The sequence below is a fragment of the Streptomyces vilmorinianum genome (assembly GCF_005517195.1).
Classification (GTDB): Bacteria; Actinomycetota; Actinomycetes; order Streptomycetales; family Streptomycetaceae; genus Streptomyces; species Streptomyces vilmorinianum.
Genome location: NZ_CP040244.1, coordinates 1,107,680 through 1,125,212 on the forward strand (window position 1 = coordinate 1,107,680; position 17,533 = coordinate 1,125,212).

General features: G+C 71.0%; 18 protein-coding genes, 1 pseudogene and 1 riboswitch. Of the genes and pseudogenes, 14 read left to right on the forward strand and 5 right to left on the reverse strand.

The genetic code is table 11. From position 1 onward, the window contains the following. Position 1 precedes the first annotated feature (1 nt). Positions 2-493 carry an SsgA family sporulation/cell division regulator gene (locus FDM97_RS05250; protein ID WP_137989089.1) on the reverse strand — a complete coding sequence of 164 codons (492 nt, stop codon included), beginning with the start codon at positions 491-493 and terminating at the stop codon, positions 2-4. Positions 494-758: 265 nt separating this feature from the next. On the opposite strand from FDM97_RS05250, the gene FDM97_RS05255 reads away from it, so the two are divergent. Both FDM97_RS05255 and FDM97_RS05260 read left to right on the forward strand, forming a co-directional pair. Continuing rightward, a complete protein-coding gene (locus FDM97_RS05255; RefSeq protein WP_137989090.1) occupies positions 759-2,246 on the forward strand; it encodes an RDD family protein in 1,488 nt (495 codons plus the stop codon). Between the two features lie 75 nt (positions 2,247-2,321). Then, positions 2,322-3,107 (forward strand): RDD family protein, encoded by a 786-nt coding sequence (locus tag FDM97_RS05260; RefSeq protein ID WP_137989091.1) that lies wholly within the window; start codon positions 2,322-2,324, stop codon positions 3,105-3,107. A gap of 28 nt (positions 3,108-3,135) precedes the next feature. Here FDM97_RS05260 and FDM97_RS05265 read toward each other — a convergent pair whose 3' ends face one another. Continuing rightward, positions 3,136-3,411 (reverse strand): hypothetical protein, encoded by a 276-nt coding sequence (locus FDM97_RS05265; protein WP_137989092.1) that lies wholly within the window; start codon positions 3,409-3,411, stop codon positions 3,136-3,138. 343 nt (positions 3,412-3,754) lie between these two features. Here FDM97_RS05265 and FDM97_RS05270 point away from each other — a divergent pair, with 343 nt between their 5' ends. Both FDM97_RS05270 and FDM97_RS05275 read left to right on the forward strand, forming a co-directional pair. Next, a complete protein-coding gene (locus tag FDM97_RS05270; RefSeq protein WP_137989093.1) occupies positions 3,755-6,193 on the forward strand; it encodes an immune inhibitor A domain-containing protein in 2,439 nt (812 codons plus the stop codon). Between the two features lie 124 nt (positions 6,194-6,317). After that, positions 6,318-6,611, forward strand: a pseudogene (locus FDM97_RS05275) (hypothetical protein); the annotation flags it as partial. 359 nt (positions 6,612-6,970) lie between these two features. Here the strand turns inward: FDM97_RS05275 and FDM97_RS05280 are convergent. Together FDM97_RS05280 and FDM97_RS05285 are read right to left on the reverse strand one after the other, a co-directional pair. Further along, entirely contained in the window at positions 6,971-7,567 is a 597-nt protein-coding gene (locus FDM97_RS05280) for an isochorismatase family protein (RefSeq protein ID WP_137989094.1), read from the reverse strand. Positions 7,568-7,652: 85 nt separating this feature from the next. Then, positions 7,653-9,032: a nicotinate phosphoribosyltransferase gene (locus FDM97_RS05285; protein ID WP_432816193.1), complete on the reverse strand. Its 1,380-nt coding sequence runs from the start codon at positions 9,030-9,032 to the stop codon at positions 7,653-7,655. A 100-nt stretch (positions 9,033-9,132) separates the two neighbouring features. On the opposite strand from FDM97_RS05285, the gene clpS reads away from it, so the two are divergent. The 10 genes from clpS (at position 9,133) to FDM97_RS05335 (ending at position 16,858) form a co-directional block, all read left to right on the forward strand. Further along, positions 9,133-9,438: an ATP-dependent Clp protease adapter ClpS gene (gene clpS, locus FDM97_RS05290; protein WP_137989095.1), complete on the forward strand. Its 306-nt coding sequence runs from the start codon at positions 9,133-9,135 to the stop codon at positions 9,436-9,438. Beyond that, positions 9,438-10,022, forward strand: coding sequence for a DUF2017 domain-containing protein (locus FDM97_RS05295; RefSeq protein ID WP_137989096.1), 585 nt, complete (start codon positions 9,438-9,440; stop codon positions 10,020-10,022). The genes clpS and FDM97_RS05295 overlap by 1 nt, the downstream gene beginning before the upstream one ends. Before the next feature lie 305 nt (positions 10,023-10,327). Continuing rightward, entirely contained in the window at positions 10,328-11,782 is a 1,455-nt protein-coding gene (locus FDM97_RS05300) for an amino acid permease (RefSeq protein WP_137989097.1), read from the forward strand. A gap of 77 nt (positions 11,783-11,859) precedes the next feature. Next, positions 11,860-12,285, forward strand: coding sequence for a M67 family metallopeptidase (locus tag FDM97_RS05305; protein ID WP_137989098.1), 426 nt, complete (start codon positions 11,860-11,862; stop codon positions 12,283-12,285). A 9-nt stretch (positions 12,286-12,294) separates the two neighbouring features. Next, a riboswitch (adenosylcobalamin (AdoCbl) riboswitch) is annotated at positions 12,295-12,445 on the forward strand. Between the two features lie 7 nt (positions 12,446-12,452). Next, positions 12,453-13,433, forward strand: a complete 981-nt coding sequence (locus FDM97_RS05310; RefSeq protein ID WP_137994670.1) for an ABC transporter substrate-binding protein — start codon at positions 12,453-12,455, stop codon at positions 13,431-13,433. Beyond that, entirely contained in the window at positions 13,430-14,485 is a 1,056-nt protein-coding gene (locus FDM97_RS05315) for a FecCD family ABC transporter permease (protein WP_137989099.1), read from the forward strand. The genes FDM97_RS05310 and FDM97_RS05315 overlap by 4 nt, the downstream gene beginning before the upstream one ends. Positions 14,486-14,526: 41 nt before the next feature. After that, positions 14,527-15,321 (forward strand): ABC transporter ATP-binding protein, encoded by a 795-nt coding sequence (locus tag FDM97_RS05320; protein WP_137994671.1) that lies wholly within the window; start codon positions 14,527-14,529, stop codon positions 15,319-15,321. A gap of 60 nt (positions 15,322-15,381) precedes the next feature. Then, entirely contained in the window at positions 15,382-15,480 is a 99-nt protein-coding gene (locus tag FDM97_RS36985) for a putative leader peptide (protein WP_349775376.1), read from the forward strand. A gap of 93 nt (positions 15,481-15,573) precedes the next feature. Further along, positions 15,574-15,906: a MoaD/ThiS family protein gene (locus FDM97_RS05330; protein ID WP_137989101.1), complete on the forward strand. Its 333-nt coding sequence runs from the start codon at positions 15,574-15,576 to the stop codon at positions 15,904-15,906. 1 nt (position 15,907) lies between these two features. Beyond that, the gene (locus FDM97_RS05335) at positions 15,908-16,858 is read left to right on the forward strand and encodes a PLP-dependent cysteine synthase family protein (protein ID WP_137989102.1); all 951 of its coding nucleotides are present in this window, start codon (positions 15,908-15,910) and stop codon (positions 16,856-16,858) included. 43 nt (positions 16,859-16,901) lie between these two features. On the opposite strand, the gene FDM97_RS05340 is transcribed toward FDM97_RS05335, so the two are convergent. Beyond that, a complete protein-coding gene (locus FDM97_RS05340) occupies positions 16,902-17,375 on the reverse strand; it encodes a type II toxin-antitoxin system PemK/MazF family toxin (RefSeq protein WP_137989103.1) in 474 nt (157 codons plus the stop codon). Positions 17,376-17,533 lie beyond the last annotated feature (158 nt).

A 17,533-nucleotide genomic window follows, 5' to 3' on the forward strand; every position in this document is an offset into this window, starting at 1 on the left:
TTCACACCTCACCGTCCTGGGACTCGTCCGACGGCCACGGGTCGCGCAGCCAGAGGTCGTCGGCCACGACGGTGGTGGCGAGCAGCTCGGCGAGCCCGTCGTCGATGCCGAGCTGCTCGGACTCGGTGCCCGGCGGAACGGCGCGCAGGGTCCGCTCCAGCCAGGCGGAGACCTGCGCGGAGGGCGCCTCGAGCAGCGCGTCGCCGTCGGGGGAGGAGAGGGCCATCAGCACCACGTTGCGGCCCTCGACCTTCGTCGGCCAGATACGGACGTCCCCGTGGCCGCACGGCCGGAAGACGCCCTCGACGAGCAGTTCGCGGGCGAAGGTCCAGTTGACGGGGTGGTCCGAACCGACGTGGAACGTGATGTGCACGGCGTACGGGTCGTCGGCGCGGTAGACGAGCTTGGCGGGAACGGGGATGCTGCGCTCGGGGGAGAGCACCAGCTTCAGCTCCAGCTCGCGCTCGACCACGGTGTTCTCGGTGTTCTGCATGGTGTGCCGTCCTCTCCGGTACGGGGCCCCGGGTGGGCCCGCACAGGAAGAGAGCGGGGTGGCGGCCATCCATTACGCGACTTCGCGGAAGTTTTTTTCGGGGAGTTTTCCCGGAGGATCGTCGGCCTGAGCGTGACGGTGCGTGGCGGGATCTGTGGGTATGTCGCTCGAAGGCGGGTTTCTCGTGGCCTCTTTCTTCCCGGGGCGTCGTTCTTCGTTACTGTCCTCCCTGAGACAAGCGTTGTGACGGAACGGAGTCGGGGCAGTGGCTACTCCTCCTGGAGGCGGCGGAGAGGTACCGCAGGCCGGGTACTACCCGGACCCGTCCATTCCCGGATACATCCGGTACTGGAACGGGGGCGCCTGGGTGCCCGGGACGAGTCGGCCCGCGCCCAAGGAGGGCGAGGCCCATCCGGCCGCCCCGGCCGGGGTGATGCCCGCGGGACCGGCGCCGGCCCCGAACCCCGCGCCCGTGGTCCCGGTCGTGGAGGAGACCGGCCCCGTTTTCCTGGACGAGGAGCCGGCCGCCGAGGAGCGCCCTCAGGCGCGTCCCGAGGCGCGTCCCGAGCCCGAGCCGGCCTCGGCGTGGCAGGCGGACGTCTCGCGGCAGACCGGTTTCGGCGGCGACCGGGACCAGAAGGTCTCCTGGGGCGCGCCGCCGGAGGCGGAGCCCGCGGCCCCCGGCGGCTCGCAGGTGCCGGCGCAGGACCCCCGTGTGGCCCGCCCGTCCCCTTCTCCTTCCCCATCTCCGTCCCCGGCGGCGGCCCGGCTCGGCGGGATGCCCGTGACCCCGGCCCCGGCCCCGGCCCCGGCCGCCGACCCGACGGGCGGCGCGCTGCCCGGCGTACGCCAGGCGAAGCCGCAGGCGGAGGGCACCATGACGATCCGCGCCCTCCCGCCGCAGGGCGGCGCGCCTGCCCCGCAAGGAGCCCAGACCCCGCAGGGCCCGCAGGCGCTCAGGGAGTCCCAAGCCGGCGGACAGACCCCGCAGACCCCGCAGCCCTCACAGGCACAGGCACAGCCCCAGGCACAGGCCGCACAGCCCCAGGCCCCCCAGGCGTCGTTCCCGCACGTGCCCGCCCAGGCCAAGCCCGCGCCCGTCACCACCGGACCGGGCGGCGGTGCACCCTCCTGGCCGCAGCAGGTCCACCAGCTCGCCCAGCCCGCCCCGGCCGCCGCGGCCGGCCCCGGTGCCGAGGCCGAGCGGCCGGTCCTCCCCTGGAAGCCGCCCGTCGAGGACCCGTTCCTCCAGGCCGCGCGCGCCCAGGCCGCCGCCCGCCCTGCGGGTCTCGGCAAGCGGCTCCTCGCCCGGATCGTCGACACCCTCGTCCTCGGCGCGCTCACCACCGGGGCGTCCATCCCCTTCGTCACCCAGGCGCTCGACCACATCGACGCCAAGATCGAGGCGGCCAAGCAGACCGGCGAGACCGTCCAGGTCTGGCTCCTGGACGGCACCACCTCCCTCCAGTTGGGGATCGTGCTCGCCGCCTTCTTCGTCCTCGGAGCGCTGTACGAGGCGTTGCCCACCGCCAAGTGGGGCCGCACGCTGGGAAAGAAGCTCTGCGGCCTCCAGGTGCAGGACATCGAGGGGCACGAGCCGCCGTCGTTCGGCGCGGCCCTGCGCCGCTGGCTCGTCTACAGCGTCCTCGGGCTCCTGGTCCTGGGCGTCCTCAACGTCCTGTGGTGTCTCTTCGACCGCCCCTGGCGTCAGTGCTGGCACGACAAGGCGGCCCGCACCTTCGTCGCCGGCTAGCGGGGCCCGTTCGGCGGTCCCCCGAACGGGCCGCGAATCGTTGCGGGGCCCTGCCCCGCGGGGTGCACTGCCCCCATGAGCAACGACCAGCCGACGTCCGGCCAGCCGCCCGAGGACGACCCGTTCCTCAAGAAGCCGCAGGAACCCTCGCCGCCGCCGCCGTCGGGGTCGGGGTCTCCCTACGGCGGCACCCCGCCGCCCGAGGGTCCGCCGCCCGAGGGCCCGCCGCCCGAAGGTCCGCCGCCCGAAGGTCCGCCGCCGGGGGGCCCGCCACCGGGAGGGCCACCGTCCGGTTCGCCGTACGACAACGTTCCGCCGCCGCCCCCGCCGTACGGCTCCCAGCCCTACGGCGGCGGAGGCGGCTACGGCGGTACGGATCCGCTCGCCGGGATGCCGCCGCTCGCCGACTCCGGCAAGCGCATCCTCGCGAGGATCGTCGACTGGCTGATCATCGCCGTGCCGCTCGCGATCATCGGCATCCCGTTCAACGTGTACGACCGCGCGACCGACAGCGACGACTTCGGTGACACCATCAGCGCGACGAGCACGGGCACCGGTCTCGTCTTCCAGCTCATCACCATCGTCGCGTACGTCGCCTACGACACCGTGATGACGGCGAAGAACGGCCAGACGCTCGGCAAGAAGATGATGAAGCTGCGGGTCGCGATGCTCAACGACGGCACCACGCCGCCGATGAACGCCTCGCTGATCCGCGCCGTCGTGCTCTGGCTGCCCACGCTGATCTGCTGCGCCTGCCTGTGGCCGCTGCTCCTGCTGATCCTGATCCTGGTCGACAAGCCCTACAAGCAGGGCCTGCACGACAAGGCCGGCAAGACGGTGGTGGTGTCCGTCCCGCACTGAGCCACGGGAGCGACGCGAGCTACGAGAGCTACGAGTTCGACCCGATCCGGGTATCGGCCCCCGCGCCCACGCGCGCGGCCGGTACCCGGATCTCGTCGTTCCGGGGTAGGGGCGGCACGGGTGCGGGCGCTGCGCGGTGCACGGGCATCGTCACCGTGACGAGCAGCCCGAGGAGCAGCCCGGCGGCGCTGATCACCATGATCCCCAGCGGGGTCGTGGTGCGGGACAGCAGCAGCAGGGCGACGGTCGAGAAGACGACGGTGGCCGAACCATAGGCGAGCTGTGCGGCGTTCGGACGCGGCATGACGGGTACCGTCCCTCGATGCATCGGCGGGTCGCACTCCCGAGCGACTCTACGACGGTGGATGCCCCGGCGAAACGGGTAGTAAGCGTGACCTAACCCACGGTGCGGATGCACAGGGGGCGCATCGATTCACCGACTCCGCCCATCAGCCCTCTTGGTGCGCCCGTGTCCGTCCGGATAGCGGAAATCGGCTCCTGCATAGTGCAGTTGGTCTGTTCAAGTCAAGATCTGTCTTTTCTCCTCCAACTCCGGTCGAATGTCGTCACTTGTGACGTGCGACCCCCGCCGAGCGGACACCCCACCTTCGGTCCGTGGGCGAGGGCGCCGGGGAGGAACACATCAAGTGACCAACAGACGACGGGCGATCAGAGCGTCCGCAGTCGTCGTGGCGCTCGCGGCGACCGCCGCCACCGCCTCGACCTTCACCACCGCCTGGGCCGACCATCACGACATCGTGGCCGCGGCCGACGTGCGCCAGGACCCGGCTCCGGGCGCCGAGGTGGACAAGACCGCGGTCGACCACGACCTCGACGGTCCCTTCAGTAAGCAGCAGGAGCAGCAGCGCAAGGCCGCGATGGAGGCGATGCTCTCCGGCGACGCCAAGGTCGAGCGCCGCGGGGGCTCCCAGGTCGTGAAGCTCGACAGCAAGAAGTACGTCGAGCTCGCCCGGGAGAAGACCGACAAGATCTTCACGATCCTGGTCGAGTTCGGCGACAAGGTGGACAACACCACCCTTGTCGACCGCGCCGACGACGAGACGGACGAGCCGAAGCCGAAGTTCGGCGGCACGCCCGGCCCGCTGCACAACCAGATAGCCGAGCCCGACCGTTCGAAGGACAACTCGACGGCCTGGCAGAAGGACTACAACCAGCAGCATTTCCAGGACCTGTACTTCGGCACCGGCAAGGACAAGAAGGGCCAGCCGAAGCAGTCCCTGAAGACGTACTACGAGAAGACCTCCTCGGGCCGGTACTCGGTCGAGGGTGGCGTCTCGGACTGGGTCAAGGTCGAGTACAACGAGGCCCGTTACGGCTCGAACTACTGCGGCAACAGCAACTGCGCCAACGTCTGGGACGCCGTCCGTGACGGTGTCACGGCGTGGGTCGCCGACCAGAAGGCCAAGGGGCGCACCGACGCCCAGATCAAGGCCGACATGGCGCAGTACGACCAGTGGGACCGCTACGACTTCGACGCCGACGGCAACTTCAACGAGGCCGACGGCTACATCGACCACTTCCAGATCGTCCACGCGGGCGAGGACGAGTCGGCGGGCGGCGGCGTCCAGGGCGGCGACGCCCTGTGGGCCCACCGCTGGTACGCGTACGGCACCAACGCGGGCAAGACCGGCCCCGAGAACAACAAGGCCGGCGGCACGCAGATCGGTGACACCGGCATCTGGGTCGGCGACTACACGATGCAGCCGGAGAACGGCGGCCTCGGCGTCTTCGCCCACGAGTACGGTCACGACCTCGGTCTGCCCGACCACTACGACACCTCGGGCAACGCGGGCGCCGAGAACTCGACCGGCTTCTGGTCGCTGATGTCCTCCGGCTCGTGGCTCGGCCGCGGCAAGGACTCCATCGGCGATCTGCCCGGCGACATGAACGCCTGGGACAAGCTCCAGCTCGGCTGGCTGAACTACGCCAAGGTCAGCAACGAGCAGCGCGCCACCAAGACCACCCACAAGCTGGGCGTGGCGGCGTACAACACGAAGAACCCGCAGGCGCTCGTCGTCGAGCTGCCGAAGAAGCAGGTCACCACCGAGGTCGTGAAGCCCGCCGAGGGCGCCACCCAGTGGTGGAGCGACATGGGTGACGACCTCAAGAACACCCTGACCCGCTCGGTGGACCTCACCGGCAAGTCGACCGCCTCCCTGGAGCTTCAGGGCTGGTACGACATCGAGCTGGACTACGACTACCTCTACACCGAGGTGTCGACGGACGGCGGCGCCAACTGGACGGCCCTGGACGGCACCGCCGACGGCAAGGCCCTCCCGCGCGACGCGAGCGGCGCCCCGGCGCTGACCGACGTCTCGGGCGCGCACAAGAAGCTCGTCTACGCGCTGGACGCCTACGCGGGCAAGAAGTTCGACCTCCGCTTCCGCTACCAGACGGACGGCGGCGCGGGCGGCAAGGGCTTCACGGCCGACGCCATCACGCTGACCGCCGACGGTGCCGCCCTCTTCTCGGACAACGCCGAGAACGGTGACAACGGCTGGGTCGCGAAGGGCTTCTCGCGGGTCGGCGCCTCCTTCACCAAGGAGTACGAGCAGTACTACCTCGCGGAGAACCGTCAGTACGTCTCGTACGACGCGACCCTCAAGGTCGGCCCGTACAACTTCGGCTTCACGGGCGACAAGGCGAGCTGGGTCGAGCACTACCCGTACCAGAACGGTCTGCTCATCTGGCTGTGGGACACCTCGCAGAAGGACAACAACACCTCGGTCCACCCGGGCCAGGGTCTCGTCCTTCCGATCGACGCGCACCCGAGCCCGCTGAAGTGGCGCGACGGTACGCTGCTGCGCAACCGCATCCAGGCGTACGACTCGCCGTTCGGTCTCACGCACACGGACGGCTTCCAGCTGCACAAGGCGGGCGAGGCGACGTGGGTCCCGCAGCAGGCCGGCAACCCGGTCTTCGACGACCGCAAGGGCACGTACTGGTTCGAGGAGACCAAGCGGGCCGGTGTCAAGGTAACTGACACCAACACCAAGATCGTGGTCGTCAAGGAGCCGAGGAACGGCCAGACGATCACCGTCCAGGTGGGTCCGTCGACGAAGTAATTCGCATCGTCGCAGGTCAAAGCATGATCGGCCGTCGCCCTCTAGCGGGCGGCGGCCGATCGTGTTTAGGTGCGTCTTGACCAGTTCTTATTGACAGCAAGCTCACAGGGGGAGTGGTTTCGGCATGCCCGGTGGAGGGTTCTGCAAGTTGCCCGGAGGCAGTGTGGTCGTCGCGATCGGGCTGCCGAGCCCGGCGGGGGACGGCGCCACGGTCCGCTTCCTGGTCCATGCCGCGAACCGCGCCCGCGCCCTGACCCGGCTGCGGAACCTGGGCCTGCGGGCGGTCTACCTCCGCGGCAACGCGGAACCCCCGACCCCCGACGAGATCACCGCGGTGCTCCACCACCCGGACGGCCTCCTGTGGCGCTCGACGCCCCACGAGCTGTGGCACTCCATACGCTCGCTACCGAAGGAGCCGGTCGTACCTGTTGCGCCCGTCGTGCCGGCTATCCCTGTTGTGGGCATACGTCCCGCCGGGAGTCCCCCCGCCGAAGGCAGGGGGAGGGACGGGTGGGCGCAGCCCACGACGAGCGGCGCCCTGGCCAGGCCCTAGGGGGTGTCCGGCGGATCTTGGCCGGGGCCGCGACGCCTGGCACGGCACCTCGCCGCATCCCCTAGGCCCTGGGGCCTGGGGAGACCCCATGCCGAAAAGCCCGAATAGCTCCGCTATTAGGCCATTCCGGCGCCTTGCGATGCGTCCCCTAGGCCCTGGGGGCCTGGGGAGACCCCATGCACCAGACGCCGCGTCCTGTCCGGCCCTGATCCACCGGACACCCCCTAGACCACGGGCTTGCCCGTCAGCTCCACCCCGGCCGCCTTCAGCTCTTCGAGGGCCTTCTCGGTCGTCGCCTTGGCGACACCCGCGGTGAGGTCCAGCAGGACATGGACCTTGAACCCCTCCCGCGCCGCGTCCAGCGCCGTCGCCCGTACGCAGTGGTCCGTCGCGATGCCGACCACGTCGACCTCGCTCACGTCCCGCTCCCGCAGCCACTCGGCGAGGGGCACCCCGTTCTCGTTGCGCCCCTCGAAGCCGCTGTACGCCGCCTCGTAGGAGCCCTTGTCGAAGACCGCGTCGATCGCCCCCGAGGCGACGGCCGGCGCGAAGTTCGGGTGGAAGCCGACGCCCTCCGTACCGGCGACGCAGTGCACCGGCCAGGAGGTGACGTAGTCCGGCTCCTCGCCCGCGGGCGCGAAGTGGGCGCCCGGGGCGATGTGGTGGTCACGGGTGGCCACCACGTGCTGGTACGCGGCGCCCGCCGCCTCGCCGACCAGGTCGGTGATGGCGGCGGCGACGTCCGCTCCCCCCGCCACGGCGAGGCTGCCGCCCTCGCAGAAGTCGTTCTGAACGTCCACGACGATCAATGCGCGGTGCATGGCGGGTGTCCTTAGCGGGTCGGAAGGGGAATGGCTTCGAGCCTAGAGACTTCCCCCTCCCTTCGGGAGGGGGCGTTCCGGGGCGTTACACGTACTCCGTGGGCAGGACCGGCTCGCCCCGCGACAGCTGGATCGCCGACATCGGCAGCCCGGCCCGCGCCGCGATGTGCCGCGACCTGGCCGCCTCCAGGGGCTCCCGGGCCACCACGTCGCCGCCCTTGACCAGCTCGACGAGCAGCTGCCGGCCGGCGAGCTCGGCCGGGACCGGGCCCGTGCCGACGACCTCCGCCTCCGCGACGCCGTCCGCGTCCGTCCGCCGTGCCGCCCACTTGCGGCCGCCGACCGAGGCCTTGCCGCCGAGCGACTTCTTGGCGACCGCCGTCAGCGGCGCCTTCGGGTCGGCCGACTGGGCGCGGGCGACCAGCTTGTAGACCATCGAGCAGGTCGGGTGCCCGCTGCCGGTGACCAGCTGCGTGCCCACCCCGTACGCGTCGACCGGCGCCGCCGCCAGCGAGGCGATGGCGTACTCGTCCAGGTCGGAGGTGACCACGATCTTGGTGTCCTTCGCGCCCAGCTCGTCGAGCTGCGCGCGCACCCGGTGCGCCACGAGCAGCAGGTCCCCGGAGTCGATCCGTACGGCCCCGAGCTCCGGTCCCGCCACCTCGACGGCGGTACGGACGGCCTCGGCCACGTCGTAGGTGTCGACGAGCAGCGTCGTACCGCGGCCGAGCGTCTCCACCTGGGCCCGGAACGCGTCCCGCTCGCTGTCGTGCAGCAGGGTGAAGGCGTGCGCGGAGGTGCCGACGGTCGGGATGGCGTAGCGGAAGCCGGCCGCGAGGTCCGAGGTGGAGTCGAAGCCGCCGACGTACGCGGCCCGCGCGCAGGCGACGGCGGCCAGCTCGTGGGTGCGCCGGGCGCCCATCTCGATCAGCCGCCGCCCGCCGGCCGCGGCCGACATCCGGGAGGCGGCCGCCGCGATGGCGGAGTCGTGGTTGAGGATCGACAGGATCACGGTCTCCAGGAGCACGCACTCGGCGAAGGAGCCCTCGACCCGCAGGATCGGGGAGCCGGGGAAGTACACCTCGCCCTCGGGGTAGCCCCAGATGTCCCCGGAGAAGCGGTAGGCGGCCAGCCACTCCAGCGTCGGCTCGTCGACGATGCCCTGCTCGCGCAGGAAGCCGAGCACGCCCGCCTCGAAGCGGAAGTTCTCGACCGCGTCGAGGACGCGGCCGATGCCGGCCACGACGCCGTAGCGCCGCCCCTCGGGCAGCCGCCGGGTGAACACCTCGAAGACGGAGCGCCGGTCGGCGGTGCCGCCCCTGAGGGCCGCCTGGAGCATGGTCAGCTCGTACTGGTCGGTGAAGAGCGCGGTCGACGGCACGCCCACCCGTCGCCCGCCGCCACCCTTGTTTCGAAGCGCTTCGCGCGCCCCTTCTTCCTGGAGCCCAAGGTCCGCAGCGTTCATGTCAGCGATGCTACACGAGAAATCGTCACTCTGACGATTTCTCGGCCAGGGGGGTGGCCCGTTTATGCGAGCCCCCTCCCTAGGTGGCAGCATGGGGTAAGTGAGCGTCGCGCCTATTGAGATCGAACGCACGGAATCGGCCGAGGAGATCCACGCGGTCGTCGAGCCGGACGTGCCGTGGGTGACTCTCGTCCACAACGATCCGGTCAATCTGATGAGCTATGTGACCTACGTCTTCCAGGCGTACTTCGGTTACTCCAAGGACAAGGCGCACAAGCTGATGCTCGACGTGCACCACAAGGGCCGCGCGGTGGTCTCCAGCGGCACGCGCGAGGAGATGGAACGGGACGTGCAGGCGATGCACGGCTACGGTCTGTGGGCGACCCTCACCCAGGACCGCGGCTGATGGCGGGCCGTTTCGAGCCGCTGCCCGGCGGCGGCGCGGCCGTCGCGCTCGACGAGGTCGAGATCTCCATCCTCCGTTCCCTGGCCGTACAGCTCCTGGAGCTGATCGGGCCGGGCGACGAGCCCGTGGAGGGCGAGGACCCGCTGGCCGCCCTCTTCGCCGAGGGCCCGAGCGAGCCTCCGGCCGATCCCGCCCTCAAGCGGCTCTTCCCCGACGCGTACGGCGACGAGGACGAGGAGCTGCGGGCCGCGGCGGCCGACTTCCGCCGCTACACCGAGAACGACCTGCGGGCCCGTAAGCGCGAGGACGCCCTCGCGGTGATCCGCAGCCTCGACGCGCTCTCCCCGACCGGCGAGGGCGGGGCGGTCCTCAAGCTCACCGCCGACGAGTCGCGCTCCTGGCTCGGCGCGCTCAACGACCTGCGGCTGACCATCGGGACCCGTCTGGAGGTCACCGACGAGGACGAGAGCGGGGAGCTGTACCGGCTGCCGGACTCCGATCCGCGCAAGCCGATGGTGATGGCGTACCTCTGGCTCGGCGCGCTCCAGGAATCACTGGTCGAGACGCTGATGCCCGGCGACTGAGACGCCGTTCGCTCAGCGGACGCTCAAATCCGGATAACGAAAACGTCACCAAAGGGTTCTGGCTGGTCCTCTTGAGTGGCCTTTGCCCCCTTTTTCTTGTGGCCTGCGCCACTACGGCCGCGGTCGGCCTCTGTTTCGTCCCTGTTAAATCGTGACCACCACCCGGGGACGCCATCCCTGTGCCCGGGGGCGCTTGGGCCGGCTGACCGCCGGTAGCACTCCATCCACATCCGGGGGGATCAGGACCTGATCCGCGGCCAGACAGACGTCGGCGCGGATCAGCATGGAGAAAGGGCGCACCATCCATGACCTCAGCGCAGGTCGACCAGCAGCACGACGGCAATCAGGCCGCGGACCCCGGGGCAGCCGGGGAAGCCGGCTCGGGGGAGGGTTACCACCGGGCACTCGGCGCCCGGCAGATCCAGATGATCGCGATCGGCGGCGCCATCGGCACCGGCCTCTTCCTCGGCGCCGGCAAGGGCATCTCCAAGGCGGGACCCAGCCTGATCCTCGCGTACGCGATCGCGGGCCTCGTCATCTTCTTCATCATGCGGGCGCTGGGCGAACTCCTCATGTACCGCCCCGTGTCCGGCTCCTTCTCGGAGTACGCGCGCGAGTTCATCGGCCCCTTCGCGGGCTTCGCGACCGGCTGGACGTACTGGCTCTTCTGGGTCGTCACCGGCATCACCGAGGTCACGGCCGCGGCCACCTACATGACGTACTGGTGGGACATACCGCAGTGGCTCTCCGCGCTGGTCTTCACGATCATCCTGTACGGGGCCAACCTGATCTCCGTGAAGCTCTTCGGTGAGCTGGAGTTCTGGTTCTCCATGGTCAAGGTCACCGCCATCGTCGGCATGATCCTGATCTGCGCCGGCATCCTCACGCTCGGCTTCTCCGACGCCGGCGACACCGCCTCCGTCACCCACCTGTGGAGCGACGGCGGCTTCTTCGCCGGGGAGCACGGCATCGGCAGCACCCTGATGAGCCTTCAGCTCGTCATGTTCGCCTTCCTCGCCGTCGAGCTGGTCGGCGTCACCGCCGGCGAGTCCAAGGACCCCGAGACCGTCCTGCCCAAGGCGATCAACACCGTGCCGTGGCGCATCGCCGTCTTCTACGTCGGCGCGCTGATCATGATCCTCTCGGTCGTCCCGTGGACCGAGTTCCAGCCGGGCGTCTCCCCGTTCGTCGCCGCCTTCGAGAAGATGGGCCTGGGCATCGGCGCCGCCATCGTCAACTTCGTCGTCCTGACGGCCGCGCTCTCGTCCTGCAACTCGGGCATGTACTCCACCGGCCGCATGCTGCGCGACCTCGCGCTCAACGGCCAGGGGCCGCGGCTCTTCACCCGGCTCACGAAGAACGGCACCCCGCTGGTCGGCACCACCTTCTCCGCCGCGCTGATGCTCGTCGGCGTCTGGATCAACTACCAGTGGCCCGGCGACGCCTTCGACTACGTCGTCTCCTTCGCGACCATATCGGGCATGTGGGCCTGGATCGTCATCCTGATCTGCCAGATCCGCTACCGCCTCAAGGCCGACCGCGGCGAGCTGCCCCAGTCGACGTTCAAGGCGCCGGGCGGCATCTGGGCCAGCCTCTTCGCCCTCGCCTTCATCGGCATGGTCGTCGTGATGATGGGCATCGACAAGGACGCCCGGGTCTCGCTGTACTGCGCTCCGCTGTGGGGCCTGCTCCTGGCCGTCGCGTACCTGGTCCTGAAGGCCCGCGACCCGCAGGGCGCGGCCTTCGCCAAGCGCTCGTAGAGCCTGCCTGTCCAGTATTCGGGCCGTCCCGTACCACTCCTCGGTACAGGACGGCTCGTGTGCTTATCCTGCTGGACATGCTGACCATCACCCGGGCCCTGTACGACCAGATCGTGGCGCACTCCCGCGAGGACCACCCCGACGAGGCCTGCGGCGTGGTCGCGGGTCCCGTCGGCAGCGGCCGCCCCGAGCGGTTCATCCCGATGCTGAACGCCGCGCGCTCGCCCACGTTCTACGAGTTCGACTCCGCCGACCTGCTGAAGCTCTACCGCGAGCTGGACGACCGGGACGAAGAGCCCGTGATCATCTACCACTCGCACACCGCGACCGAGGCCTACCCCTCCCGCACCGACATCTCCTACGCGAACGAGCCCGGCGCCCACTACGTCCTGGTCTCCACTGCCGACACCGACGGCGCGGGCCCCTTCCAGTTCCGCTCCTTCACCATCGTCGAGAGCGTCGTGACCGAGGAGGACGTGAAGATCGTCGAGGCCTACGAGTAGTGAGAGACTGACCGGACATCAGGGCGGCAGGACCCAGGAAGCCGGTGCGAATCCGGCACGGTCCCGCCACTGTGACCGCCTCCCCAGGGGGCGGAAGCCAGGAACTGACCTGCCGCCTCTCACCACCGACTGGGGACGTGGAAATCCCCGGAGGAGGCATGTCCGTCATGACCTGGCGCCGCCGTACCCCGCGTACCCTGCTGCCCGCCGCCGCCCTCGTCCCGCTGCTCGCCGCCTGCTCGGCGCCCTCGGACCAGGCCCCCTCGGCGAAGCCCGCACCGGGATTCCCGTACACCGTCGCCAACTGCGGGGTGACCACCACCTACCAGGCCCCGCCGAAGCGGGCCGTGACCATGAACCAGCACGTCACCGAGGTCATGCTCGCCCTCGGCCTGGAGAAGTCCCTCGTCGGCACCGCCTACCTGGACGACCGGATCCTGCCCGCGTACAAGAAGGCGTACGACGCGGTGCCGGTGCTCGCCAAGGAGTACCCCTCCAAGGAGGCGCTGCTCGCCGCGAACCCCGACTTCGTCTACGGCGGGTACGCCTCCGCCTTCGACGCCAAGGCCGGCCGCGGCCGCGACGACCTGAAGGCGGCGGGCATCAGCAGCCGCCTGAACATGGAGTACTGCCCCTCGGGCGCCTCCTCCCTCGCCGACCTCTACCGCGAGGTCGACGAGGTGGCCAGGACCTTCGGCGTCCCCGAGCGCGGCGCGGCGTGGACGGCCGGGGCGAGGAAGACCGTCGCGGCGACCGAGAAGAACCTGAGCGGGGTCGCCCCGGTGTCGGTCTTCGTCTACGACAGCGGCGACAAAACGGCGTTCACCGCCGGAGGCAAGGGCATCGGCAACGAGCTGATCACCCGCGCCGGCGGACGCAACGTCTTCGCCGACCTCGACAAGACCTTCGGCGACGCCACCTGGGAACAGGTCGTCGCCCGCAGGCCGGACGTCATCGTCATCTACGACTACGGCTCCACGACCGTCGAGCAGAAGAAGAAGCGCCTCCTGGAGGACCCGGCCCTCAAGGACGTCCCGGCGATCAGGAACCGGCGCTTCGCCGTCATGCCCCTCTCGGACGCCGTCCTCGGCGTCCGAGTCCCGGAAGCCGTCCAGAAGCTGGCCGCCCAGCTCCACCCGGCACGGTGACGGCCGCCACGCCGGGGACGGCACCGAAGACCACGAGCGGCCCCGTCCCGTACACCCTCGTCGTCGGCGGCCTCCTCGCCGCCCTCGCGCTCGCCGTCGTCGCCGGGGTCGCGCTCGGGTCCGTACGGATACCCGTGGGCGACGTCGCCGAGATCCTCACCGGCCGCGCCGCCCCCTCCCCGTACCGCACCATCGTCCTCGACGTCCGGCTGCCCCGCGTCCTGCTCGGCGCGGTCGTCGGCGCCGGGCTCGCCGTCGTCGGCACCGTCCTGCAGGCCCTGGTCCGCAACCGCCTCGCCGACCCCTTCCTTCTCGGGATCTCCTCCGGGGCCTCCACGGGCGCGGTCCTCGTGCTCGTCCTCGGCATCGGAGGCGGGCTCACGACCACCGTCGCGATGCCCACCGGCGCCTTCGCCGGCGCGCTGCTCGCCCTCGTCCTCGTGTACGGGCTCGCGCGGCGCGGCGGGACCATGACCGGCTCCCGGCTCGTCCTCGCCGGTGTCGCCGTCTCGTACATCCTGTCCGCCCTCACCACCCTGCTCCTCGTCCTCGCCGGACGCCCCGAGCACTTCCAGGAGGCGATGTTCTGGTCCCTCGGCGGCCTCGGCAGCGCCCGCTGGGACACCCTCGCCCTGCCGGCCGCCGTCCTCGTCCTCGGCGTCGCCGCCCTGCTCACCCTCGCCCGCCCCCTCGACCTGCTCCTCGCGGGCGAGGAGGGCGCGGCCGTCCTCGGCCTGGACACGGCCCGCTTCCGCGCCGCCGTCTTCGTCCTGGCCTCGCTCGTCACCGCCGTCATGGTCGCGGCCGCCGGAGCCGTCGGCTTCGTCGGCCTGATGGTCCCGCACGCCGCCCGCATGGCCGTCGGCGCCCCGCACCGCCGCCTCCTGCCGGTCGCCGCGCTCGGCGGAGCGCTCGCCCTGGTCCTCGCCGACCTCGCCGCCCGTACCGTGGCCGCGCCCCAGGACATCCCCGTCGGCGTCCTCACCGCCCTGACCGGCGGCCCGTTCTTCCTCTGGCTCATGCGCCGCCGCGCGGAAGGGAGCCCGGTATGACCGAGACCGGTATGACCGAGACCGGTATGACCGAGACCGGTATGACCGAGACCGGTACGACCGAGCTGCGCACCCACGCCCTCTCGTACGGGACACGGCTGCACGGCGTCGACCTGATCGCCCACCCCGGCGAGACCGTCGGACTCGTCGGCCCCAACGGCAGCGGCAAGACCACCCTCCTGCGCTGTGTCTACGGGACCCTCGCCCCCACCTCCGGCCGGGCCCTCCTCGACGGCGAGGACCTGCACGCCCTCGGGCCCAAGGCCCGGGCGCGGCGGATCGCCACCGTCCCGCAGGACAGCGGAGGCGACGTCGAGCTGACCGTCCGCGAGCTGGTCGCCCTCGGCCGCTCCCCGCACAAGCGCTTCTGGGAGGGCGACACCGGCGAGGACGTCGCGCGGGCCGAGAGCGCCCTGGCCCGCGTCGGCATCGCGGAGCTCGCCGACCGTCCGTACCCCAGCCTCTCCGGCGGTGAACGCCAGCGCGCCCTCGTCGCCCGCGCCCTCGTCCAGGACCCGGCCCTGCTCGTCCTGGACGAGCCCACCAACCACCTGGACATCCGCTACCAGCTCGAAATCCTGGGCCTCGTCCGCGACTTGGGCACCACCAACCTCCTCGCCCTGCACGACCTCAACCTCGCGGCCCTCTACTGCGACCGGCTCTACGTCCTGGCCGGGGGCCGGGTCGTGGCCGAGGGCCCGCCCGCCGAGGTCCTCACACCGGGGCTGCTGGCGACCGTGTACGGGGTGGAGGCCGAGGTCATCCCGCATCCGAGGACGGGCGCCCCGACCGTCCTGTACCTCCCGAAGACCGCCGAGTCCGCCAGTCGAGCATGAACTGTCCGTCATGTGAGATCACATTCCGGAACCCGGACCGGGAATCGATACGATGACCGCATGGTTCCCCACGACGTGAGCGAAAAGACGACGCCGGGCAGCGCGCTGCTCGTCGCGCGGCTGCACGTCGACCTGTGTCGCCTCGCCAGCGCGATGTGAGCGGGGGCGCACGAGCGCACCCAGGAGCACAACCCCGCGCGGGGGCACAGAGCCGCGCGCCTTTCACGCCACTCCCGACAGGAGCCCCACGTCATGGCCATCGAGGTCCGCATCCCGACCATCCTCCGCACCTACACCGACGGCGAGAAGGCTGTCTCGGGCAGCGGTGACACGCTCGCCGAGCTCTTCGCCGACCTGGAGACCCGCCACGCCGGGATCGAGGCCCGCATCGTCGACGACGGCAAGCTGCGCCGCTTCGTCAACGTCTACCTCAACGACGAGGACGTCCGCTTCCTCGACGGCATCGACACCAAGCTGGCCGACGGCGACAACGTCACGATCCTTCCGGCTGTCGCAGGAGGTTCTGCCGCGGCGGAGCCGCGTCCGACCGGGGTGGCGGCCGGGCGACGGGCGGGAATGGTCTGACATGCGGTACGACTCCCCGCTCGCGGCCGTCGGCAACACGCCCCTCGTGCGCCTGCCGCGGCTCTCCCCGTCGGACGACGTCCGTATCTGGGCCAAGCTGGAGGACCGCAACCCCACCGGCTCGGTCAAGGACCGCCCCGCGCTCCACATGATCGAGCAGGCGGAGAAGGACGGCCGGCTCACCCCCGGCTGCACCATCCTGGAGCCGACCAGCGGCAACACCGGCATCTCGCTGGCGATGGCGGCCCGGCTCAAGGGCTACCGCATCGTCTGCGTCATGCCGGAGAACACCAGCGAGGAGCGCCGCCAGCTGCTCGCGATGTGGGGCGCGGAGATCATCCCGTCCCCGGCGGCGGGCGGGTCGAACACCGCGGTACGGCTCGCCAAGGAGCTCGCGGCCGAGAACCCGTCCTGGGTGATGCTCTACCAGTACGGAAACCCGGACAACGCGGGCGCCCACTACGCCACCACCGGCCCCGAGATCCTCGCCGACCTGCCCTCGATCACCCACTTCGTCGCGGGCCTGGGCACGACCGGCACCCTGATGGGCGTCGGCCGCTATCTGCGCGAGAACAAGCCGGACGTCCGGATCGTCGCCGCCGAGCCGCGGTACGACGACCTGGTCTACGGGCTGCGGAACCTGGACGAGGGCTTCGTGCCCGAGCTGTACGACGCCTCCGTCCTCACCACCCGCTTCTCGGTCGGCTCGGCCGACGCGGTCACCCGCACCCGGGAACTCCTCCAGCAGGAGGGCATCTTCGCCGGCGTCTCGACGGGCGCGGCGCTGCACGCGGCGATCGGCGTCGGCAACAAGGCGGTGAAGGCGGGCGAGAGCGCGGACATCGTCTTCGTCGTCGCGGACGGCGGCTGGAAGTACCTGTCGACGGGCGTCTACACGGCGGCGACGACGGAAGAGGCGATCGAGACCCTGCAGGGCCAGCTCTGGGCGTAGGCCCGGCAGCTCTCACGGCGCCACCCGTACGGCCCCGGCGCTCCTAGGGCGCCAGATGGCGGACCTGGTCCCAGACGACCGGGTCCGCCGTTCCCACTCTGCGGCGGAACTCCCACACCGGGACCTCCCGCAACTCGTCCGTCTCCAGAAAACTCGGCCGCCCCCGCGCGTCCCCGACCGCGCCCGGCGGCAACGCGATCACACCGGGCCGCTCGTCGTGGTACTTGCTGGTGATCTTGGCGACCAGCGCGTTGTCGCCCCGCAGCGTCAGGACCAGGCACGGCCGGTCCTTGGAGCCGGGCCCGTCCTCATACGGCACATCGGCCCACCAGATCTCGCCCGGCCGGGGGACCCGTCCGGGCGCCTTCCCCGGAGCGCGCGGCCGCACGGGGGGTCGCGCGGGCGGCCGTGTCCGCCCCCCGGGCCTCCGGGCCGAGCGCTTCCAGCCGTCCGCCAGCGCCACGACCAGCGCGATCACCACGACCGCGAGGAGAGCCGGCCACCAGGACGTGTCCATACCCCCAGACGTTACCGGCGACCGCCACCCCGCGCTCACCCGCCCCAGGTCCATCCGAACCGGTGACAGAGCCCGTGAGTTCGCCCACAACGGGCCGCCACGGAGGAGCGACGGGCCGTGCAGCCCCTTACGCTCGACGCATCGCAAGACCTCCCCCG